A 22,197-nucleotide genomic window follows, 5' to 3' on the forward strand; every position below is an offset into this window, starting at 1 on the left:
ACCCCGCCCTCAACCCTAGCTAAGATTCTTTGAACACCGCTAAGTTTCAGCAGTGTCTGCTAGGTTTCGATGACTTCACCGGTGGTCATGTTGATGGCGGGTTCGGCGGCTGCCTCCGGTCCGCTGGCGGAGAAATGGTTGACAATGGCGCTGGCGAGGGCAGGTCCAATCCCCTTGGCTTCGGAAAGTTCCGCCACCGAAGCCGCCTTGACTCCCTTCACGGAACCAAAGTGCGCCAAAAGAGCCTTGCGTTTGGAGGCGCCGAGGCCCGGCACCCCGTCCAGGGCGGAAACAGTCATGGCCTTCCCGCGCTTCTGCCGGTGGAACGAGATGGCGAACCTGTGGGCCTCGTCACGGATCCGCTGCAGCAAGTACAACCCCTGCGATGTCCGGGGCAGGATCACCGGGAAGTCGCTGTCCGGCAGCCAGACTTCCTCCAGGCGCTTGGCCAGGCCCACAACGTAGACGTCGTCAATGCCCAGATCTGCCAGCGCCCGGGCGGCGGCGTTGACCTGGGGCTTGCCGCCGTCCACCACCACGAGGTTGGGCGGGTAGGCGAACTTGGCGCGTGGCGTCGGCGTGGTGGTGTCCAGCAGGGCAACGTCCTTGGCCTGTTCCAGCTCCCCCGGTTGCAGCTGCCCCGGTGAAACCGGGTCCGCTTGGTCGGCGCTCGAGTTCAGCACGGCTTCGTCCACCTGCGCCGACTTGTCCTGCAGGTAATGGCGGAACCGCCTGGTCAGGACGTCGTGCATGGCAGCAGTGTCATCGGTGGCCGCGGCGCCCGTGATGGAGAACTTCCGGTAGTCGGACTTCTTGGGGAGTCCGTCCTCCACCACCACCATCGAGGCCACCACGTTGGTGCCCTGGACGTGGGAGACGTCGAAGCATTCAATGCGGAGCAAGGGCACCGGAAGGTCCAGCGCTTCCTGCAGTTCCTGGAGCGCCTGCGACCGCACTGTAATGTCCCCTGCCCGGCGGGTCTTGTGCAGCTTCAACGCGTGCTCGGCGTTCTCGCGCACAGTGGACATGAGGGCGGCCTTGTCCCCCCGCTGCGGTACCCGGATATCAACCTTGGCCCCGCGCATGCCGCCCAGCCACTCGGTCAGTTCCGCGGCATTGCTGGGCGCGACCGGCACCAGGACTTCACGGGGCAGCCTGCCGTGGCCGTGCCCCTCATCTCCGTAGACCTGCTGCAGGAGGTGTTCCACGAGGTCCGGCGTGGTGGAATCCTCCACCTTCTCAACCACCCAGCCGCGCTGGCCGCGGACCCGGCCGCCGCGGACGTGGAACACCTGCACTGCGGCTTCCAGTTCGTCCTCATGCAGGGCGAAAATATCGGCGTCGGTGTCTTCCGCCAGCACCACGGCATTCCGCTCGAAGACCTTGCGCAGCGCTGCGATGTCGTCGCGCAGCCGGGCCGCCCGCTCGTAGTTAAGCTCGGCTACCGCTTCCGCCATCTGCTTTTCGAGCTTGGCGATGAAGCGCTTCGCCTCCCCGCCCATAAAAGCGCAGAAATCGTCGGCAAGGGCGCGGTGGTCGTCCGGGGAGATCCGGCCCACGCAGGGTGCCGAGCACTTGTCGATGTACCCCAGCAGGCAGGGCCGCCCGCTTGCCTCGGCGCGCTTGAAGACACCGGCACTGCAGCTGCGCACCGGGAAGACGCGGAGCAGCGTATCCATGGTTTCCCGGATAGCACCAGCGGTGTAGGGGCCAAAGTAGCGCGTGCCCTTCCTCCGGTCGCCACGCATCACCTGCACGCGCGGGTACTTTTCACCCATGGTCACCGCGAGGTAGGGGTAGGTCTTGTCGTCGCGGAAGACCACGTTGAACCTGGGCTTGAATTCCTTGATCCAGGTGTATTCCAGCTGCAGCGATTCCAGCTCGCTGCCCACCACGGTCCATTCCACAGTGCTGGCCGCGTGGACCATTGCATAGGTCTTGGGCAGTAATCCGGCCGGGTTGGCGAAGTACGAGTTCAACCGGGAGCGGAGGCTTTTCGCCTTGCCGACGTAGATGACCCGCCCGTTGGGGTCACGGAACCGGTAGACCCCCGGGTTGGTGGGAATCTCGCCCGTCTGGGGGCGGTAACTTGCTGGATTTGCCACCTATCCATTCTACTGAGGCGCACCGGGTACCTCTGCCACGAGGCGGCTCCCCCATGCATTGCCGGCCTTGACAAGAGGCCGGGCGGTTTCCTACTCGGTGATCTTGCTCTGGTTGTAGCTGGTGGAGCGTTCCTGGCCGCTCAGTTCGGCAATGGCGTCCATGATCCGGTCGGTGACTTCCCTGCGCGCCGGGAGCGAATGGTCCGGTCCCGTCTTGTCGAAGTACAGCGGCTCCCCCACTTTCATGGTGAAATGCTGCGGCCGGACGCCCTTTTCGCCTGCACGCTGCAGGTTTTCCGTTCCGATCAGGCCCACCGGGATCACCGGGGCTCCGGTGGTCAGCGCCAGCCACCCTACGCCGGTGCGTCCGCGGTAGAGGATGCCGTCCCGGGAGCGGGTGCCTTCCGGGTAGATCCCGATGCCCTTGCCTGACTCGAGGATGTCCAGAAGGGTCCTGAGCGCCTGGACGCTGGCGGCCTGCTCACCGCGTTCCACGGGGATGGAGCCCACGGATTCGAAGAAGGACTTCATGACCTTGCCTTTGACGCCGCCGGTGGTGAAGTACTCGGCCTTGGCGAAGAAGGCCACCGGGCGCGGCATCAGCGCCTGGACGATGACGCTGTCGAAGAAGGAGAGGTGGTTGGGTGCCACAATAAACGGACCGTCGGTGGGAACGTTTTCCAGCCCGATGACGGTGGGGCGGCAGGAGCCGGAGATCAGGCTTCGCGTGGTCCAGCGGACAGCATCAAAAAGTGCCATCGTTCGTCACCTCGCTCATGGCGGCCGTGTGGATGGCCTGTATCCGGTCGATGGTGCCCACCAGCTCCGCGGCGGTTTCCACCACAGCCACGGCTCCCGCTGTTTCCAGTTCCCCGTCAGGGGCAAAGCCCCAAGCAACGCCGATGCAGTCCAGGCCGTTGGCAATGGCGCCGGCGACATCCTGGGCCCTGTCCCCGACCATCAGCGCGTGCTGCGTGCCCAGGTCTTTCAAGGCGGCCGCAATGATCTCCGTCTTTCCCAGCGGAACGCCTTTCACGGCGGATTCATCATCTGCCGAGCCGTGGATGCCGTGGAACAAAACGTCGATCCCATGGTGCTCCAGCACCGTGCGGGCCAACCCCTGCGGTTTCTGGGTTGCCACAGCGATGGGCCGGCCTGCGGCAACGAAGGACTCCAGGACCTCCCGGACACCCGGGTACAGCTTGCCTTGGGCGATTCCGGTAGACACGTAATACTCGCGGTAGCGGCGGATGACGTCGTTCAGGAATTCCGCCGGTACCTGGGCCACGTTGAGCAGCGAGTCGCTCAGCTTGGGGCCGATCATCGCTTCGAGCAGGTCCTGGCCGGGAACCGGAAGCCCCAGCCCGCGAAGGGCCGAAGCAATTCCATCTGTTATCCCACCGGCCGGGTCGACAAGAGTGCCGTCCAGGTCAAAGATCACGGGCACTGTTGTTTGAGTCACCGGGTTAGTTTCTCACGACAGCACGCATGCCTGAAACTCGCATACCCGCCGGGGAATACCTCGCTCCTTACGGCAGGATTTCGGCGAGGAAAGTCGCAGTGTGGCTGGTGGTGGACTTGGCCAGCTGCTCAGGAGTACCGGAAGCGACAATCTGTCCGCCTCCCGAGCCACCGTCTGGACCAAGGTCAACAATCCAGTCGGCACTCTTGATGACGTCCAGGTTGTGTTCGATGGTGATCACCGTGTTGCCTTTGTCCACCAGGCCCTGCAGGACCATCAGCAGCTTGCGGATGTCCTCGAAGTGGAGGCCCGTAGTGGGCTCGTCCAGGACATAGACGCTGCGGCCGTTCGAACGCTTCTGCAGTTCCGCTGCGAGCTTGACGCGCTGGGCCTCGCCGCCGGACAGCGTGGTTGCCGGCTGGCCAAGGCGGACGTAGCCCAGGCCTACGTCCACCAGGGTGTTCAGGTGGCGCGCGATCGGAGAGAAGGCGGCAAAGAACTCCGCGCCCTCCTCGATGGGCATGTTGAGCACGTCCGCGATGGTCTTGCCCTTGTAATGCACTTCCAGAGTCTCGCGGTTGTACCGGGCGCCGTGGCACACCTCGCACGGAACATACACGTCCGGCAGGAAGTTCATTTCGATCTTCAGGGTGCCGTCACCGGAGCAGGCTTCGCAGCGCCCGCCCTTGACGTTGAAGGAGAACCGGCCCGGAAGGTAGCCGCGGACTTTCGCTTCAGTGGTCTCCGCGAAAAGCTTGCGGATGTTGTCAAAGACGCCCGTGTACGTGGCCGGGTTGGAGCGCGGCGTGCGGCCGATGGGGCTCTGGTCAACGTGCACCACCTTGTCCAGGTGCTCCAGGCCCTGGACGGTCTTGTGCCGGCCGGCCACCTGCTTGGCGCCGTTGAGCTTGTTGGCCAGCACCTTGTACAGGATTTCGTTCACCAGGGTGGACTTGCCGGAACCGCTCACGCCGGTGACGGCCGTGAAGAGGCCCAACGGGAACGCGGCATCAACGTTGAGGAGGTTGTTCTCCCGGGCGCCGATGACCTTCAGTTCGCGCTTCTTGTCATACTTCCGGCGCTTGTTCGGAACCTCGATCTTCTTGCGCCCGGACAGGTAGTCGCCGGTCAGCGATGACGTGTTTTCCAGCAGCTCCTTGTACGAGCCGGAGTGGACTACCTGGCCGCCGTGTTCGCCGGCCCCCGGTCCGATGTCCACCACCCAGTCCGCCACATGGATGGTGTCTTCGTCGTGCTCCACTACGATGAGCGTGTTGCCCATGTCCCGGAGCCGGGTAAGGGTGTCGATCAGGCGTCGGTTGTCGCGCTGGTGCAGCCCGATGGAGGGTTCGTCGAGGACATACAGGACACCCACCAGGCCGGAGCCGATCTGGGTGGCAAGCCGGATGCGCTGGGCTTCGCCGCCGGAGAGGGTGGCGGACGGCCGTTCAAGGTTCAGGTATTCCAGTCCGACGTCGAGCAGGAAGGTCAGCCGCGCCTGGATTTCCTTGAGCACCTGGTGCGCGATCTGCGCCTCACGGCCGGTGAGTACCAGGTTGTTCAGGAATTCAGCGCAGTCGCGCATGGGGAGGGCGGCGACGTCGGCAATGGACTTGCCGTTGATGAGCACCGACAGGGAAGCGGGGTTGAGGCGGGCGCCGTTGCACGCAGGGCAGGGAATCTGCCGCATGTACTCTTCGTAGCGGTCGCGGGCCCAGTCGGAATCGGTCTCGCCGTGCTTGCGGTGGACGTACTGGATGGCACCTTCGAAGCCGGTGCTGTACTTCCGTTCCCGTCCGAACCGGTTCTTGTACTGCACCACAACCTTGTGGTCCTTGCCGTGCAGCACCGTCTGGCGGACGTCGCTGCCCAGCTTTTCCCACGGCGTAGTCATGGAGAAGCCGAGTTCTTTCGCGAGGCCTTCCAGGAGCCTGTTCCAGTATTCAGTGGTGGCCGTACCCAGGGACCAGGGAGCGATGGCACCCTCGGAGAGCGAGAGTTCCGGGTTGGGGACGATGAGTTCCTCGTCCACCTCCAGCTTGGTGCCGATGCCGCTGCAGGCCGCACAGGCGCCGAAGGGATTGTTGAAGGAGAACGACCGTGGCTCGATTTCGTCGATGGCCAGCGGATGTTCATTCGGGCACGCCAGGTTCTCGGAGAACGCCCGGAGCCGGTGGGGATCGTCAGCGTCCAGGTCCACGAATTCCGCCAGGACCCGGCCCTCGGCGAGGCCGAGGGCCGTTTCGATGGAGTCGGTCAGCCGCTGGCTGATGCCTTCCTTGACGACCAGGCGGTCGACCACAACTTCGATGGTGTGCTTGAACTGCTTGCCCAGCTTTGGCGGGTCGCTCAGCTGGACCAGGTTTCCGTCCACGCGGGCACGGGAGTACCCCTTGGCGGTGAGTTCCTTGAAGAGGTCGACAAACTCCCCCTTCCGTCCACGCACCACGGGAGCGAGGACCTGGAAACGCGTGCCCTCGTCCAGCTCAAGAAGCTGGTCAACGATCTGCTGCGGCGTCTGCTTGGCCACGGGCTCCCCGCATACGGGGCAGTGCGGCCGGCCGACACGCGCCCAGAGCAAACGCATGTAGTCGTAGATCTCGGTGATGGTTCCCACGGTTGAGCGGGGGTTTTTGCTGGTGGACTTCTGGTCGATGGAGACGGCCGGCGACAGCCCCTCGATGAAGTCGACGTCGGGCTTGTCCACCTGGCCCAGGAACTGCCGGGCGTAGGCGGAGAGGGATTCGACGTAGCGGCGCTGGCCCTCAGCGAAAATGGTGTCGAAGGCGAGCGAGGACTTGCCGGAGCCGGACAAACCGGTGAAGACGATCATGGCGTCGCGCGGCAGGTCCAGGTCCACGTTGCGCAGGTTGTGCTCACGGGCGCCCTTGACAACGAGGCGGGAGAGGTCCGGGCGCTTCGGCGGCGCAGCTTTGGCTACGGCGACTTCAACGGATTGGATGGCAGATTCTTCAGCTACGGCTTTAGGCACCCACTAATGCTAATCGAAAACTTCTTCGAACCTCCACGCGGGAGCCCGTCAGGCGCCGTCGTACGCTGCCGCCAGAAGCTGCACCGCCTCGGCGAACGAGGCACCCTGGGCTTTCGCCGCGGCAGCATAGGCTGCCGCAGCTTCGGAAAGTCCACCGAGACGTTCGTCACGCGCACAGACTACGGTGCCGTTCCTCCCGCGGGTGGCCACGACGCCGGCCGCCTCGAGCTCCTTGTATGCCCTGGCCACCGTATGCGGTGCGACGTCCAATTGCTCCGCCAGTGCCCTCACGGCAGGAAGGCGGGTGCCCGGCGGCAGCTTCCCGCCGTCGGCCAGGTGAATGACCTGGAGCCGCAGCTGCTCGAACAGCGGTACGGAGCTGGCCGCGTTCGGCTTCCATGAGCCCGGGAAGCCGGATGCCGGGCTCAAATGCCGGCCTCGAGAACCCCGGACCGTCCTGCCTGCCGGGCGAACTGGGCGTTGTAAAGGCGTGCGTAGTAGCCGTTGGCAGCCAGGAGGTCCTGGTGGCTGCCCTGCTCAACGATGCGTCCGTGGTCCATGACCACGATTAGATCAGCGTCGCGCACCGTGGACAAACGGTGCGCAATTACGAAGCTGGTCCTGCCGCGGCGCAACCGCTTCATGGCCTGGCGGATCAGCAGTTCTGTCCTTGAATCCACCGAACTCGTTGCTTCATCGAGGATCAGCACCGCCCGGCCGGCCAACTGGGCCCTGGCGATAGTGATCAGCTGCCGCTGGCCCTGGCTCAGCCCGTCGCCGCCGTTCTCCAGCACGGTGTCATACCCGTGGGGCAGGGACCTGACAAAGCGGTCCACATAGCTGGCCTCCGCCGCCGCCTGGATGTCGGCCTCTGCGGCGCCGGGATTTCCATAGGCGATGTTCTCCCGGATGGTGCCGGCAAAGAGCCACGCGTCCTGGAGCACTACCCCGAATTGCCCCCGCAGGAAGTCCCTGGACATGGCCGCGGTGTCCGTCCCATCGATGCTGATCCGTCCTGAACCTGGTTCGCAGAACCGCAGCAGGAGGTTAATCACCGTGCTCTTGCCCGCACCGGTGTGACCAACAATCGCCACCGTCCGGCCCGGCTCCACCGCAAAGGTGAGGTTGCGGACCGCCGGCGCTGCGTCCGGATAGCTGAACGTCACGTCATCAAAAACGATGCGGCCGCGCGACGCAGTGACCGTATCCGGTGCCGGCGGGTCCGCGGGCTCCTCCCCCGCATCGAGCAGGGCGAAGACACGGGCTGCTGAAGCCATGCAGGACTGCATGAGGTTGAGCATGCCTCCAATCTGGCCGACAGGCTGGGTAAAGAGCCTGCTGAACTGGATGAAGGCCTGGATGCCGCCGATGGTCATGGCGCCAGCAATGACCTGGAGGGCACCGACCACTGCCACCGCGATGTAGTTGAGATTGGACATCAGGACCATCAGTGGCTGCACGATCCCGGCAGAATATTGGGCCTTGGCAGCGGCCCGCGCGAGCCGCTCGTTGCTCCGGGCGAAGACTTCCACTGCCTGTGACTGCTGCCCGAACGCCTTGATGACCTCGTGACCGGTGACGGACTCTTCCACGTGCGCATTGAGTTCGCCGGTCTCCGTCCACTGCCTTGCAAACTGTGTCTGGGACTTCCTGGCCACCAGCACGGTAATGAGCGCGGAAAAGGGAACCGTCGCGATGGCAATCGCCGCCAGAAGCGGTGATATCCACAGCATCATGGCCAGCGAACCGCACAGCAACAGGAAGGACATGATCAGTTGAGTCAGGAGCTGGTTCAGCGCCTGGGTGATGTTGTCGATGTCGTTGGTGGCACGGCTGAGGACATCGCCCCTGGAACGCTCCCGGAAGTAGTGCACCGGGAGCCGGTGCAGTTTCTCCTCAACCGACTCCCGCAGGCCGTACATCAGTCCCTGTACCGAGTGGGCGGAGAGCGCACCCTGGATCCAGTTGAAAAGGGACGCGCACACATACATGAGCGCCACGCCCCCGAGGAGGACTCCCAGTCCTTCCTCGTCCAGGGAACCGCGAAGGACGCCTTCCTCCACGACGTCGGTGGCGTCGCCGAGAAACTTGGGCGCGGCGACGTTCAGTCCGGCAAAGGCGCAGGTGGCGGCAACTGCGCCCAGCATGCGCCGGCGAAAGGGCCGCAGCAAGGCGAGGAGCCGGCGCGCGGTGGGCCAGAACTTTACCGGGGTCTGCTCGGCGGCGCTCGCCTCAGTCATGCGGGTCCATCCAGTGCCAGCTGGGAGTCGGCTATTTCGCGGTAGGTGGCGGACATCTCCAGCAACTCCTGGTGCGTCCCCTGAGCGACGAGGCGGCCGCCGTCGAGCACCAGGATCAGTCCTGCGTCTTCCACGGCAGAAATGCGCTCAGCAACCACGATCACCGTCGCGCCGGCAAGCGTGGTCTGCAGGGCCTGCCGCAACCTGGTGTCCGTGTCGTAGTCCAGGGCCGAAAAGCTGTCGTCGAACAGGTACAGGGACGTTTTGCGGAGCAGGGCGCGGGCAATGCACAGCCGCTGCCGCTGGCCGCCGGAGAGGTTGGTGCCGCCCTGGCCCAGCGGCGTGGCAAGGCCCAGCGGAAGGTCCCGCATAAAGCGCATGGTCTGGGCAGTTTCGAGGATCGCCCAGAGTTCCTCGTCCGTGGCGTCCGGAGCGGCGATGCGGAGGTTGTCTGCGATGGTGCCCGTGAAGAGGTGGGAATGCTGGGGAACTATCGCCATCGAGGCGCGCAGGTTGTCCAGCGAAACGTCCTTGATGTCCACGCCCCCCAAGCGGATACTTCCGGCCGTGGAATCGAGGAAGCGCGGTATCAGGTTGAGGAGGGTGGACTTCCCGCTGCCGGTGGAACCAACGATCGCCGTGGTGGTGCCGGGGCGTGCGGTGAAGCTGATGCCGGCGAGGACGGGCTCCTCCGCACCGGGATAGGAGAAACAAACGTCGCTGAACTCCAAGGTCCCGGGCGGCACGGTACGGTCCGGTTGGACGCCAGGGTCAGTCGCGGGACTGTCCGCCGTCCCCGGGCGGAGGGGTTTTGGCTGCAACGGTTCCCGTACAGATGGCTCGGTGTCCAGGACGGCGCTGATCCGCTCCGCACAGACCTCCGCACGGGGTGCCGTCATCAGGACGTACATGGACATCATGATGGCCAGCAGGATCTGCAGGATATAAGCGATGAACGCTGTCAAGGCCCCGATGTTCATCAGGCCGGCCTGGATCCGGTGTCCCCCGAACCACACCACGGCCACCGAGGAAATGTTGACCACCAGCATGACCAGCGGGAGCATGCCGGCAACCAGCAGCGCGGACTGGAGGTTATTGGCAGTGAGGCTGCCGTTGGCCCGGGCAAAGCGGCGCACCTCATGGTCCTGGCGGACAAAGGAGCGGATGACACCGGCGCCGATAATTTGCTCCCGGAGGATTCCCCCGGCACGGTCCAGCAGGTCCTGTCCCTCCCGGTACAGCGGGATCAGCTTGCGGACGATGAGGTACATGATCAGCAGGAGCAGCGGCACAATGACGATCACCACCGATGACAGTGCCAGGTCCTGCTGCAGTGCCAGGACCACGCCGCCCACCCCCATGGCCGGTCCGGCTACCAGCATGGTGAACACCAGCACAGCGAACGCCTGGATCTGCTGGGTGTCATTGGTGGCGCGGGTGGTCAGGCTTTGTGTCCCGAAGACGGCAACGTCCTGGGACGACAGCGACTGGATCCTTGCAAAGATGTCCCCCCGAAGCCGCTGTCCCATCCTCATCGCAACAACGGCTCCGAGGTATCCCGCTGCGACGGCGGCCCCCGCCTGGAGAACGGCGATCGCGGCCATCACGGCGCCAAGGCGGGAAATGACGCCGGTGTCGCCTGCGACGATTCCGTCGTCAATGATGGCGGCGTTGACGGTGGGTAACAGGAGGTTCGCCCCGGCCTGAACCAGCTGCAGCAGAACGATGGCGGTCACGGCAGGCTTGTGGTCCGCCAACAGCCGCCTCATTAATGCGATCAGCACCATACCTCCACCTGCGGTCAGGGAAGCCGTCAAAGGCGGTAGCGGCCTCCCCCATTGGCCAATTCCGCAATTGTAAGCCACATCACTTACCTTTTGGTGTCACACCGCATGACACGCTTGTAGAGAACATCCAGCGAATGGACGTTCCTCAATTGCTCCTGCGCCCTACCGCAAAGATTCTGCGGAAGGGAAAGACGGTTCCGTGGGGTCCGGCCGGGTAGGCATCCCTGAGGGCCGCCGCATATTCGGCCTCGAAGTCGGCGCCCTCCTCCGCCGGCAGGACCGCCAGGACGGGCCTCAGTGCTGTGCCTCGGACCCACTCCAGGACTGGATCCGGGCCGGGCAACACCTGCTGGTAAGTGGTCTCCCATGCGTCCGCAACGAAGCCGGCGTCGAGCAGTATTCGAAGGTAGTCCGCGGGCTCACCCACCGACTCGCCACCCCGCAGCAGCCCCCGCAGTTTGGGCGCCCACCGGGAGGACCCGGCGAGCCCCCGCATCAGCGCATGGGACGGTGCGTTGAAGTTTCCCGGGACCTGCATGGCGAACCACGAGCCCGGACGGAGCGCCGCAAGCCAGGAACGCATCATGTCCTGGTGGCCGGGAACCCACTGCAGTGCTGCGTTGCTCACCACCACCCCGGTTTCCGCGGCCGGCATCCACTCAGCGATGTCCATGAGGCCGAACCGCAGGGAGGGCGTTTCCTGGGCCACTGCTTCGGCTTTGGCCAGCATCTCCGCCGAGGAATCCAGCCCCACAACGTCCGCTTCCGGCCAGCGCTCCGCGAGGGTGGCCGTGAGGTTTCCCGGTCCGCACCCCAGGTCCACCACCTGCACCGGCGACTCCGCGTGGACCCTGCCCGTCAGGTCGAAGAACGGCCGGTCACGGTAATCACCGAACTGGACGTATTTTGCCGGATCCCATTTCATGCCATCTGTCTCCACGTTCTGGTTCTGCAGGTACGCCGAAGCCTAACCCGCAGGCAGCGGATTTCCGGGAGCGTCCGGGCACTAAGCTGGAAATCAATGAAACTCGTTGACCAGCTGCCCCTTCTGCCCGCCCGGGCCCTGCCCACCTCCGCCGTCGATCCCGATGCCTTGTACACCCGGTTCGTTGAGTGGACGGAAAGCCGGGGACTGGAGCTCTACCCCGCGCAGGACGAAGCGATCATGGAGCTCGCGACGGGGGCCAACGTCATCCTGGCCACGCCCACCGGTTCGGGAAAGTCCCTCGTGGCCATTGCCGCCCACTTCCAGGCCATGGCCCAGGGCCGGCGCAGCTACTACACCGCGCCGATCAAGGCGCTGGTTTCGGAAAAGTTTTTTGCCCTCTGCGAGATCTTCGGTGCCGAAAACGTTGGCATGATCACCGGCGATTCCGGTGTCAACCAGGACGCTCCCATCATCTGCTGCACGGCCGAGATCCTGGCCAACACGGCGCTCCGGGAAGGCGCGGCAGCGGAACTGGGCTCCGTGATCATGGACGAGTTCCACTTTTACTCGGACCCGCAGCGCGGTTGGGCCTGGCAGGTGCCCCTGCTGGAGCTTCCCCAGGCCCAGTTCCTCCTGATGTCCGCCACGCTGGGCGACGTCAGCAGGTTTGAAGAAGGACTGACCAGCCTCACCGGACGGCCCACCACCACGGTGAGCTCGGCGGAGCGGCCCATTCCGCTGCATTACTACTATCACGAGACCCCTGTGCACGAGACGCTTGAGGAGCTGCTCTCCACGAAGCAGGTGCCGGTGTATGTGGTGCATTTCAGCCAGATCGAGGCGATTGACCGCGCGCAGACGCTGATGAGCATCAACGTCTGCACCCGCGAGGAGAAGGACAGGATCGCCGAGCTGATCGCCAACTTCCGTTTCGCCGCCGGTTTCGGCAAGACGCTCAACCGCCTGGTCCGCCACGGCATCGGGGTGCACCACGCCGGTATGCTCCCGAAGTACCGCCGGCTGGTGGAACAGCTGGCCCAGGCAGGCCTCCTGAAGGTCATCTGCGGCACGGACACCCTGGGCGTGGGCATCAACGTCCCTATCCGCACCGTGCTCCTGACCGCCCTGAGCAAGTACGACGGCGTCCGCACCCGGCTGCTGAACCCGCGTGAGTTCCACCAGATTGCCGGCAGGGCCGGGCGCGCCGGCTACGACACCGCCGGGACAGTGGTGGTTCAGGCACCAGAGCACGTGACGGAAAACGTGAAGGCGATGGCCAAGGCAGCCGCGAAGTTCGGGGACGACCAGAAGAAGCTGCGCCAGGTGGTGAAGAAAAAACCGCCGGAGGGCTTTGTGTCCTGGGGCGAGCCCACTTTTAAGCGGCTGGTCGAATCGGTGCCGGAGCCCCTTAGTTCCAGCTTCACCGTGACGCACGCGATGCTGATGAACCTGATGGAACGGCCCGGCGACCCCTTCGCGGCTGCCCGCCGCCTCCTGACGGAGAACCACGAGACGCGGTCATCCCAGCTGCAGCTTATGAAGAAGGCGCTGGGCATCTACCGTGAGCTGCTGGCCGCCGAGGTGGTGGAGCGCATCCCTCCGGAACAGCAGGGGCCCGACGGGCGCACTGTTCGGCTCACCGTGCACCTGCAGCCCAACTTCGCGCTCAACCAGCCGCTCTCCCCCTTCGCACTTGCCGCGCTTGAACTCCTGGACCCGGAGTCGCCGTCGTACGCACTGGACGTGGTGTCCGTGATCGAGGCGACGCTGGAAAAGCCCCGCCAGATCCTCTCTGCCCAGCAGAAAAAGGCCCGCGGTGAAGCGGTAGCGGCGATGAAAGCGGACGGCATCGAGTACGACCAGCGCATGGCGATGCTGGAGGAAGTGACGTACCCGCAGCCCCTGGCTGAGATCCTGCGCGAAGCTTTCGAGGTGTACCGCAAGGCCGCCCCCTGGGTAGGCGATTTCGAACTGGCGCCAAAGTCCGTGGTGCGGGACATGTACGAGCGCGCGATGAACTTCGGCGAGTTCGTGCAGTTCTACGGCCTGGCCCGCTCGGAAGGCATCGTCCTGCGGTACCTGGCCGATGCCTTCAAGGCCCTGCGGCAAACCGTGCCCCAGGACATGCTGCGGGAGGACCTGGAAGACCTCAATGCCTGGTTGGGCGAACTGGTCCGCCAGGTCGACTCCAGCCTGCTGGACGAGTGGGAGGAACTGACCTCCGGTGCGGCACCCACCCCACACGATGCACCGCCGCCTCCGCCGCCGTCGCTCACCTCCAACATCCGCGCCTTCCGGGTGATGGTGCGCAACGAGATGTTCCGGCGGGTGGAGCTGTTCGCGGATGAGGACGCCGCAGCCCTGGGCGAACTGGACGGCGGTGCAGGTTGGGACGCCGACCGCTGGGAAGACGTCCTGGATGACTACTTCGACGAACACAACGACATCGGCACGGGCCCGGACGCGCGCGGCCCCGGGCTGCTTATCATCACCGAGGAGCCCGGGGTATGGAAGGTCCGGCAGATCTTTGACGACCCCGCCCGGAACCACGACTGGGGAATTTCCGCCGAGGTGGACCTGGAAGCCTCGGACGAAACCGGAACAGCCGTGGTGCGCGTGACCGACCTGAACCGGCTCTGACAGTCAGCCGCCCCGCTTCAAGGGGTGGGCTGACTGCGGCGGCACGGTCCCGGCGGTAAGCTCGAACAATGAGTGTAATCCGCCCTGCAACCCCGCAAGACGTCCCCGCGATCCTCCGCATGATCCACGAACTGGCGCACTACGAGAAGGAACCGGACGCAGTCCGCAACACCCCGGAGATGCTGCAGCAGGTTCTCTTCGGCGAGAACCCACGGGTCTTTGCGGCCATGGCTGAGAACGATCATGGCGAGGTCCGCGGCTTTGCCCTTTGGTTCCTGAACTACTCAACGTGGGAAGGGGTCCACGGCATCTACCTGGAGGACCTTTACGTCAGCCCGGAAGCCCGGGGCGAAGGCCACGGCAAGGCGCTGCTGCAGCACCTGGCCGGCATCGCCGTCGAGAACGGCTATGCGAGGGTGGAGTGGAGCGTGCTGGACTGGAACGAGCCGTCCATCAACTTCTACCACCGCCTGGGCGCCCGGCCCATGGACGGCTGGTCCACGTTCCGCCTCACGGGCGAGGCCCTCGAGCAGTTCGGCAGCGCTGTGCCGGCCGCCGCCAATGGCTGACGTGCAGGTGGCCGCCGCCCGCGGACAGGTGCGGCACGAGGTTCGGGCCCGGCATGAATTCCGTGGCATGCGCACGGTGGAGCACTTTTTTACGTTGCCACTGGACCACTTCGCGTCCTCCCCTGATCCGGAGACCATCACGGTCTTCGCCCGCGAGTACGTTTCAAGCTCGCACAGTGAGGAGGAAGCCGCGGAGCTGCCGTGGCTGTTGTTCCTGCAGGGCGGTCCGGGCGGCCGCGGCAACAGGTTCGGTTCCCTGGGCGGCTGGAGCAAAGCCGCAGCGAAGGATTTCCGGATCCTGATGCTGGACCAGCGCGGCACCGGGCTCTCCACCCCCATTGACCGGAACACCCTGCCCCTGCGCGGCACGGCGGAACAGCAGGCCGCCTTCCTGGAGCACTTCCGGGCTGATTCGATCGTGGCTGACGCCGAACTGATCCGGGGCGCCCTGGGCTCGGGACCCTGGAGCATCTACGGGCAGAGCTACGGCGGTTTCTGCGCACTCACCTACCTTTCCTTCACCCCTGAAGGCCTTCGCGAAGTGCTCATTACCGGCGGCCTTGCCCCGCTGGCCGGCTCCGCAGACGACGTATACCGCGCCACCTTCAAACGCGTGGCAGCACGAAACAGGGAATACTTCGGCTGGTACCCCGAGGACCGGGCAAAGGTTGAGCGGATTGCCCGCCATTTGCGGAAGACGCCGGAATTCCTGCCCGACGGCGGCCCCCTCACGGTGGAGCGCTTCCAGATGGCGGGGGCGTTCCTGGGCGGCAACACCAGGGTGGACAGCCTGCACTACCTGCTGGAGGATGCGTTCACCGAGGCCGCCGGGGGCAGCAGGCTTTCGGATCCTTTCCTGGAACAGATGCAAGGGATAGTGTCCCGCCGCTCCAACCCCTTGTATGCCCTGATGCATGAGTCCATCTACGGGCAGGGCGCGGCCACCGACTGGTCTGCCTGGCGGGTACTGCGGGAGTTTCCGGAGTTCGCCCCGGACGCGGAACCACTGCTGCTCACCGGCGAAATGGTGTACCCGTGGTACTTCGACCAGGACCCGTCCCTGCGGCCCCTGCGCGAGGTGGCAGGACTGCTGGCGGCGAAGCCGGACTGGAAACCGCTCTACGACCCTGACCGGCTCGCTGCCAACACTGTCCCCGTAGCCGCGGCCGTCTACTCGGATGACATTTACGTGGACCGGAACCTGTCCCTGGAGACGGCCTCTGCGGTCCGCGGGCTGCACGTCTGGGAGACGCCGGACTTCCATCACGACGGAATTGCCGACGACGGTGAAGGGATTTTTGCCCGCTTGCTGGGAATGGCACGCGCCCCCCGCTGACGTTTGCCCTCTGAACTACGGAACCACGGTGCCCCGCCGGCGCGCCACAACCGTCACCGCGGCGGCGGCCAGGACCACCACTCCCACCAGGGCGCCCGCCATGTTTAGCCCCAGGTAGCCGGCCTGGCTCAGCACCAGCCCGGACAGGGCGCCGCCTAGCGCTCCGGCAATCCCCATCAGCATGTCCGAAACACCCTGGACTACCACCCGGGAGTCCTGGCCAACGCTCTCGGCCAGGAGCGTGGAGCCCGAGATGGTGGACGCGGACCAGCCCAGGCCCAGCAGGATCAGCCCCACAGCCACTGCGGCGGTAGAACCTTGGCCGAACCCGGCGACGGCGACCGCGGTGATCAGCAGGGCGAAGCCGATCATGATGGTTTCGGTCCTGCCCGCCTTGTCCGTCAACCAGCCCATCACCGGTGACAGCGCGAACATGCCCGCGATGTGCAGGGAGATGGTGAATCCGATGATCACCAGCACATCACCCGACGCCGTGTGGCCGGCATGCGACGCGGCCGGGCCTTCCACGAGGTGCTGCAGGTGCAGCGGCGTCATGGACATAACACCCACCATCACAGCGTGGGCCCCGACCACCGCAGACACGGCGAGCAATGCCATCCGGGAACCGCGAATGGCGCGCATCCCCCGGGCCAGCGATCCGGCCGGCCGGGTTGAAGGGGCAGGGACGCGTGAAGCTTCCGCCTGGGGACGCCCCGGACCCGGCGGGACCGCTTGGGCGGGAGCCGCCGCGGCTGCGAGGCTGCGTGCCAGGAGCAGGGGGTCCGGCCTCAGGCCCACGAAGAGCAGCACGGTGGCGACGAGGAGCCCGGCCCCGGAGATCACGAACGGACCGGCGACGGGCGGCAGGCCGAGCGCCTCGCCCACCACGGTGCCGGGCTGGATCAGGTTGGGCCCGGCCACGGCGCCGACTGTCACTGCCCAGACCACCGCGGACAGGGACCGTCCCCGGTGTTCAGCATCTGCGAGGTCGACGGCGGCAAACCGCGCCTGAAGGCTTGCGGCCGTGCCAACTCCGATACCGGCCGCGCCGAGTACCAGCAGGAAGAACACGCCCCACACGATGGACAGGACCATCAGCAGGGTGCCCAGCAGGGCGGCCGAGAGCCCGGCCACCTGGCCGATGCGGCGTCCGCGGCGGTCAGCCAGGGACGCAAGGGGCAAGGCAGCCAGTGCGGCGCCCAACGTCATGACAGTAGCGACGGCACCCGCCCACGCGCTGGATCCTGAGAGCTCGACCGCCAGGATGGAACCGATGGAAACAGTGGCCCCGGTTCCGATTCCGCCAAAAACCTGGGCTGCACTGAGCAGCACCACGGTGCGGCGTTGCACCTGGCGCACTCCGCTTTCCGTCATCAAAGTGCCGGCCATGATCAGAGCATAGTCCTCGGCGTCCAGGTGTTATAGGCCTGCTTTAAAGCGGCAATCCCGGCCGCAGGGCGGCCGGGATTGCAGGTGTTTCAGAAGCGGAAGGAACTACTCGACGTCGCTGTGGCTCTTTCGGGCGTCTTCCTCGAGGCGCGGGTCCAGGTGGGCTTCCTTGGCCTTGGAGCTCAGGAGGCTGGCAATCACCGCGATGATGATGGTGCCGACGATGACCGCCAGGGACACAAAGGTGGGGATCTCGGGAGCCCATTCGATGTGCTGGCCACCGTTGATGAACGGCAGTTCGTTGACGTGCATTGCGTGCAGGACCAGCTTCACGCCGATGAACGCCAGGATGAAGGACAGTGCGTGCTTCAGGTAGATCAGGCGGTTCATCAGGCCACCCAGCAGGAAGTACAGCTGGCGCAAGCCCATCAGGGCGAACAGGTTTGCCGTGAAGACGATGAACGGGCTCTGGGTCAGGCCGAAGATTGCGGGAATGGAGTCGACGGCGAAGAGCAGGTCCGTGAGGCCGATGGTGATGAACACGATCAGCATCGGGGTGAAGACCTTTTTGCCGTCCACCGTGGTGCGCAGCTTGCCGCCGTCGAACTTCTCAGACATGGGGATGACCTTGCGGATCTTGGCGATCAGCGGGTTCTCCCGGTCTTCTTCGTCTTCGCCTTCGTCCTGGGCCTGCTTCCACGCGGTCCAGAGCAGGAAGGCGCCGAAGATGTAGAACACCCAGCTGAACTGTTCGATCACGATGGCGCCGAGCAGGATGAAGATGCCGCGCAGGATCAGGGCGATGATAATGCCCACCATCAGCACTTCCTGCTGGTACTTCCGGGGTACGGAGAACCTGGCCATGATGATGATGAAGACAAACAGGTTGTCGATGCTGAGGCTGTATTCCGTCACCCAGCCGGCGACGAACTGCCCGCCGTATTCAGGGCCGGTGAAGGCGAACATGGCGCCGGCGAACACCAGGGCCAGGGTGACATAGAACGCCACCCAGAGTCCGGCTTCCTTCATGGAGGGTTCGTGGGGGCGGCGCACCACGAGGAGAAGGTCGATCAGGAGGATCAGGCCGAGGACGACAAAGGAGCCGACCTCGAACCACACGGGCAAATCCAGCACAGGGTAGCCTTTCGCAGGGTACAGAGATGCAGTGTAAGTCTCTCCGGCCTGCCTGTGCACTTGGTGCTGATGTGGCGGCCCGCTACGCCCGGCGGGGCAACTATGCCCTGCGTGTTGACGATCGTAGCGCTCGGGATACTCCCCTACGTGGCATTAACTGTACCCCAGGCTGGTGCCCAACCACTTCACTGATGGCTTTGCGTCAGGCGTGCCCGGCGGCCTGCATCTGGCGCAGTTCCTTTTTCAGCTCGCTGACTTCGTCCCTGATCCGTGCTGCCACCTCGAACTGCAGCTCGGCAGCGGCCCCGTGCATCTGTTCTGTCAGCTGTTCGATCAGGCCCACCAGGTCCTCCGCCGGTGCGGCAGCGAGTCCATCGGAGCGCACCTGGGCGGCACCCTTTGCAGCGCCCTTCCGTTTGCCGCCCTTGGCCAGGCGGTTGTTCTTGAGCAGTTCCTGGGTGTCGGCATCTTCCCGGGCGAGCTGGTCGGTGATGTCGGCGATCTTTTTCCGCAGCGGCTGCGGGTCCACGCCATTTTCGGTGTTGTAGGCCACCTGGATGGCACGGCGTCGGTTGGTTTCCTCGATGGCGTGCGCCATGGAGTCGGTGATCCGGTCGGCGTACATGTGCACCTGGCCGGACACGTTTCGTGCAGCACGGCCGATGGTCTGGATCAAGGACGTGGAGGACCGCAGGAAGCCTTCCTTGTCCGCGTCCAGGATGCTGACCAGGGAGACTTCCGGAAGGTCCAGGCCTTCACGGAGCAGGTTGATGCCCACCAGCACGTCGAAGCTGCCCATCCGCAGTTCACGCAGCAACTCCACCCGGCGCAGCGTATCGACGTCGGAGTGCAGGTACTCAACCTTGATGCCGTGGCCCAATAGGTAGTCCGTGAGGTCCTCGGCCATGCGCTTGGTGAGGGTGGTGACCAGGACACGCTCGTCCTTTTCCACGCGGGTCCTGATTTCGCCGAGGAGATCATCGATCTGGCCTTTGGTGGGCTTGACGATGACTTCGGGGTCGATCAGGCCGGTGGGGCGGATGATCTGCTGGACAGTCCCGTCGGCCTTGCCCAGCTCGTATTTGCCCGGTGTGGCCGAAAGGTAGACGGTCTGCCCAATGCGTTCGAGGAACTCGTCCCACTTCAGCGGCCGGTTGTCCATGGCGGAGGGCAGCCGGAACCCATGGTCCACCAGGGTCCGCTTGCGGGACATATCCCCTTCATACATGGCGCCGATCTGGGGGATGGTCACGTGGGATTCGTCCACCACCAGCAGGAAGTCGTCCGGGAAGTAGTCGATAAGGCAGTGCGGGGCGGTGCCGCCGCCGCGGCCGTCAATGTGGCGTGAGTAGTTTTCGATGCCGTTACAGAAGCCCATCTGCTGCATCATCTCGAGGTCGTAGGTGGTGCGCATGCGGAGGCGCTGCGCTTCCACCAGCTTGTTCTGCCCCTCCAGCACGGCAAGCCGTTCGGCGAGCTCGTCCTCGATGGCCTTGATGGCGCGGGTCATCCGTTCCGGTCCGGCCACGTAGTGGGACGCGGGGAAGACGTACATCTCGGTTTCCTCGCGGATCACCTCGCCCGTCACCGGGTGCAGCGTGTAGATGTTCTCCACTTCATCGCCGAAGAACTCGATCCGCAGGGCCAGTTCCTCGTACATGGGGATGATCTCGACGGTATCGCCGCGGACCCGGAAGGTGCCGCGGTGGAAGTCCATGTCATTGCGCGTGTACTGCATGGAAACGAACTTCCGCAGGAGCGCGTCCCGGTTCATCTCCTGGCCCCTGCGGAGGGTAACCATGCCGGCGATGTACTCTTCCGGGGTGCCCAGGCCGTAGATGCAGGAAACCGTGGCCACTACGATGACGTCCCGCCGGGTCAGCAGGGCGTTGGTTGCGGAGTGCCGCAGCCGCTCCACCTCCTCATTCACGGAGGAGTCCTTCTCAATGAAGGTGTCGGTCTGCGGTACGTAGGCTTCCGGCTGGTAGTAGTCGTAGTACGAAACGAAGTACTCCACCGCATTGTTGGGCAGGAGTTCACGGAATTCGTTGGCCAGCTGCGCCGCGAGGGTCTTGTTCTGGACCATCACCAGCGTGGGCCGCTGGACCTGTTCGATCAGCCAGGCGGTGGTGGCGCTCTTGCCGGTACCGGTGGCGCCGAGCAGCACTACGTCCTTTTCACCGTTTTTGATGCGCTCCGTCAGCTCGGCAATGGCGGCGGGCTGGTCGCCGGCAGGCTTGAATTCGCTGATGACCTCGAAGGGCGCTACAACACGGTTGATCTCCTGCGCAAGGCTCATGGATCTAATTTACCGTGGGGCACTGACACTCAGGGGGCTAGTCCGTTACGGGCGAACACCCGGGGCCGGCGAAAAGAGAAGCACCGGGGTCAGGACACGGACGACTGCGGTTCCCACCCGGTTGCCTCGGCCCAAGCGGACATCCGCGGCCAGGCCACATCCGTGAACCACGGTTCCTTGGCGTCGGCGTACGCCCTGGTGCTGGCCGAGCCGGCGAAGCGCCCCGCGAGGTCTGCCTTGTGGGCGGCATAGAGCCTGCGGGCGGATGGGTTGTCCCGCAGCCAGTCCCGGAACATCAGGGCGTACCGCCAGCCGGGCGAGCCGGCAGCGCGCACGTGGATGTTGACGGACCTGCCGGGGTCCGCGTTGGCGTGGAACCGCTTCTGCCACTGCAGGGGGTCCGGGTCCGTTGGTTTAGGCGTATCGGAAGCCACGCCGGGCACAAAAGGGAAACCGGCCTCCGCCAGCAGTGGTGCAGCACGGTCCGCTTCGCCCATGCCGGGGACCACAACCTGCAGATCGATGACGTCTTTCGCGGCAAGCCCGGGAACGGAGGTGGAGCCGATGTGGTCCACCGCCAGGATGAGTCCAGGCGCCGCCGTCGTCAGCCTTGCCGCGATCCTGGCCGCCTGCTTCGCCCACTCCTCCCGGTACGGTTCCAGGACGGGCCCGCCGTTCCTTGCCGCGCGCGTCCCGGCAGCCAGGTTCCGGGCAAACGGCGCCAGCCGACCGTCCCAGAGTTCGTCCACCTGCTTCACCAGGTCCTCCAGGCTGCCCGAGTTGTCGAGGACAACGTCGGCCGCGGCCAAACGATCCTCCCGGGACGCCTGGGCGGTCATCCGGGAGCGGGCAGCCTCAACGTTCATCCCGCGGTGGTCAAGCATCCGCTGCACCCGCACGTCGTCCGGCGCATCCACTACCACAACGAGGTGGAAGGTACTGCCCTGGCCTGTCTCCACAAGCAGCGGGATATCCTGCACCACCACGGCGTCCGCGGCAGCGGCTTCAACCATCGCCGCAGCACGGGACCGGACCAGCGGGTGGACGATCCCGTTCAACGCCGCGAGGCGCGCAGGATCCCCAAACACCAAGGCTCCGAGTTTGGGCCGGTCCAGCCGGCCGTCAGCGCCGAGGACGTCCTCGCCGAACTCGGCCACGACCCGCTGCAGGCCTTCCGTGCCGGGTTCCACCGCCTCCCGTGCCAGCGCATCAGCATCCACCAGCACCGCCCCGCGTTCCCTTAGCCGCGAGGCGACAACTGACTTACCCGAGGCGATTCCGCCCGTCAGACCGATCTTCAGCACCCTCCAACACTA

At 65.1% G+C, this 22,197-nt stretch carries 15 protein-coding genes; 3 read left to right on the top strand and 12 right to left on the bottom strand.

The genetic code is table 11. The features are described 5' to 3' along the window. Positions 1-59: 59 nt before the first annotated feature. The 8 genes from uvrC to M1D32_RS10630 form a co-directional block, all read right to left on the bottom strand. Entirely contained in the window at positions 60-2,105 is a 2,046-nt protein-coding gene (uvrC, locus tag M1D32_RS10595) for an excinuclease ABC subunit UvrC (RefSeq protein ID WP_458778649.1), read from the bottom strand. Positions 2,106-2,195: 90 nt separating this feature from the next. Next, positions 2,196-2,864 (bottom strand): lysophospholipid acyltransferase family protein, encoded by a 669-nt coding sequence (locus M1D32_RS10600; protein WP_458778650.1) that lies wholly within the window; start codon positions 2,862-2,864, stop codon positions 2,196-2,198. After that, a complete protein-coding gene (locus M1D32_RS10605; RefSeq protein ID WP_458778651.1) occupies positions 2,851-3,567 on the bottom strand; it encodes an HAD hydrolase-like protein in 717 nt (238 codons plus the stop codon). The genes M1D32_RS10600 and M1D32_RS10605 overlap by 14 nt, the downstream gene beginning before the upstream one ends. Positions 3,568-3,634: 67 nt before the next feature. Further along, complete coding sequence (gene uvrA, locus M1D32_RS10610) at positions 3,635-6,559, bottom strand: excinuclease ABC subunit UvrA (protein ID WP_458778652.1); 2,925 nt, start codon at positions 6,557-6,559, stop codon at positions 3,635-3,637. 48 nt (positions 6,560-6,607) lie between these two features. After that, positions 6,608-6,988 (bottom strand): GntR family transcriptional regulator, encoded by a 381-nt coding sequence (locus M1D32_RS10615; protein WP_458778653.1) that lies wholly within the window; start codon positions 6,986-6,988, stop codon positions 6,608-6,610. Beyond that, entirely contained in the window at positions 6,985-8,799 is a 1,815-nt protein-coding gene (locus tag M1D32_RS10620; protein WP_458778654.1) for an ABC transporter ATP-binding protein, read from the bottom strand. Before M1D32_RS10620 ends, M1D32_RS10615 begins: the two co-directional genes overlap by 4 nt. Beyond that, positions 8,796-10,568, bottom strand: coding sequence for an ABC transporter ATP-binding protein (locus M1D32_RS10625; RefSeq protein WP_458782163.1), 1,773 nt, complete (start codon positions 10,566-10,568; stop codon positions 8,796-8,798). The genes M1D32_RS10620 and M1D32_RS10625 overlap by 4 nt, the downstream gene beginning before the upstream one ends. Before the next feature lie 163 nt (positions 10,569-10,731). After that, entirely contained in the window at positions 10,732-11,511 is a 780-nt protein-coding gene (locus tag M1D32_RS10630; protein WP_458778655.1) for a trans-aconitate 2-methyltransferase, read from the bottom strand. Between the two features lie 96 nt (positions 11,512-11,607). On the opposite strand from M1D32_RS10630, the gene M1D32_RS10635 reads away from it, so the two are divergent. From M1D32_RS10635 to M1D32_RS10645, 3 genes are all read left to right on the top strand, one after another. After that, positions 11,608-14,154, top strand: a complete 2,547-nt coding sequence (locus tag M1D32_RS10635; RefSeq protein ID WP_458778656.1) for a DEAD/DEAH box helicase — start codon at positions 11,608-11,610, stop codon at positions 14,152-14,154. 68 nt (positions 14,155-14,222) lie between these two features. Beyond that, positions 14,223-14,723 carry an N-acetyltransferase family protein gene (locus M1D32_RS10640; RefSeq protein WP_458778657.1) on the top strand — a complete coding sequence of 167 codons (501 nt, stop codon included), beginning with the start codon at positions 14,223-14,225 and terminating at the stop codon, positions 14,721-14,723. Next, positions 14,716-16,059, top strand: a complete 1,344-nt coding sequence (locus M1D32_RS10645) for an alpha/beta fold hydrolase (RefSeq protein ID WP_458778658.1) — start codon at positions 14,716-14,718, stop codon at positions 16,057-16,059. Before M1D32_RS10640 ends, M1D32_RS10645 begins: the two co-directional genes overlap by 8 nt. 15 nt (positions 16,060-16,074) lie before the next feature. Here M1D32_RS10645 and M1D32_RS10650 read toward each other — a convergent pair whose 3' ends face one another. The 4 genes from M1D32_RS10650 to coaE all read right to left on the bottom strand — a co-directional run bounded on the left by M1D32_RS10650 (position 16,075) and on the right by coaE (position 22,185). Continuing rightward, a complete protein-coding gene (locus M1D32_RS10650; RefSeq protein ID WP_458778659.1) occupies positions 16,075-17,448 on the bottom strand; it encodes an MFS transporter in 1,374 nt (457 codons plus the stop codon). Positions 17,449-17,553: 105 nt separating this feature from the next. Beyond that, on the bottom strand, positions 17,554-18,582 hold the full coding sequence (locus M1D32_RS10655) for a TerC family protein (protein WP_458778660.1): 1,029 nt from the start codon (positions 18,580-18,582) through the stop codon (positions 17,554-17,556). 202 nt (positions 18,583-18,784) lie between these two features. Beyond that, positions 18,785-20,881: an excinuclease ABC subunit UvrB gene (uvrB, locus tag M1D32_RS10660; protein ID WP_458778661.1), complete on the bottom strand. Its 2,097-nt coding sequence runs from the start codon at positions 20,879-20,881 to the stop codon at positions 18,785-18,787. An 89-nt stretch (positions 20,882-20,970) separates the two neighbouring features. Further along, a complete protein-coding gene (coaE, locus tag M1D32_RS10665; RefSeq protein ID WP_458778662.1) occupies positions 20,971-22,185 on the bottom strand; it encodes a dephospho-CoA kinase in 1,215 nt (404 codons plus the stop codon). Positions 22,186-22,197 lie beyond the last annotated feature (12 nt).

Source organism: Arthrobacter sp. D3-16, from assembly GCF_054408515.1.

Coding starts and splice junctions, on each gene's coding strand:
- M1D32_RS10650 (WP_458778659.1), bottom strand. CDS start 17,448: ATGGCCGGCACTTTGATGACGGAAAGCGGAGTGCGCCAGGTGCAACGC.
- M1D32_RS10630 (WP_458778655.1), bottom strand. CDS start 11,511: ATGAAATGGGATCCGGCAAAATACGTCCAGTTCGGTGATTACCGTGAC.
- M1D32_RS10625 (WP_458782163.1), bottom strand. CDS start 10,568: ATGAGGCGGCTGTTGGCGGACCACAAGCCTGCCGTGACCGCCATCGTT.
- M1D32_RS10620 (WP_458778654.1), bottom strand. CDS start 8,799: ATGACTGAGGCGAGCGCCGCCGAGCAGACCCCGGTAAAGTTCTGGCCC.
- M1D32_RS10635 (WP_458778656.1), top strand. CDS start 11,608: ATGAAACTCGTTGACCAGCTGCCCCTTCTGCCCGCCCGGGCCCTGCCC.
- M1D32_RS10645 (WP_458778658.1), top strand. CDS start 14,716: ATGGCTGACGTGCAGGTGGCCGCCGCCCGCGGACAGGTGCGGCACGAG.
- uvrB (WP_458778661.1), bottom strand. CDS start 20,881: ATGAGCCTTGCGCAGGAGATCAACCGTGTTGTAGCGCCCTTCGAGGTC.
- M1D32_RS10640 (WP_458778657.1), top strand. CDS start 14,223: ATGAGTGTAATCCGCCCTGCAACCCCGCAAGACGTCCCCGCGATCCTC.
- M1D32_RS10600 (WP_458778650.1), bottom strand. CDS start 2,864: ATGGCACTTTTTGATGCTGTCCGCTGGACCACGCGAAGCCTGATCTCC.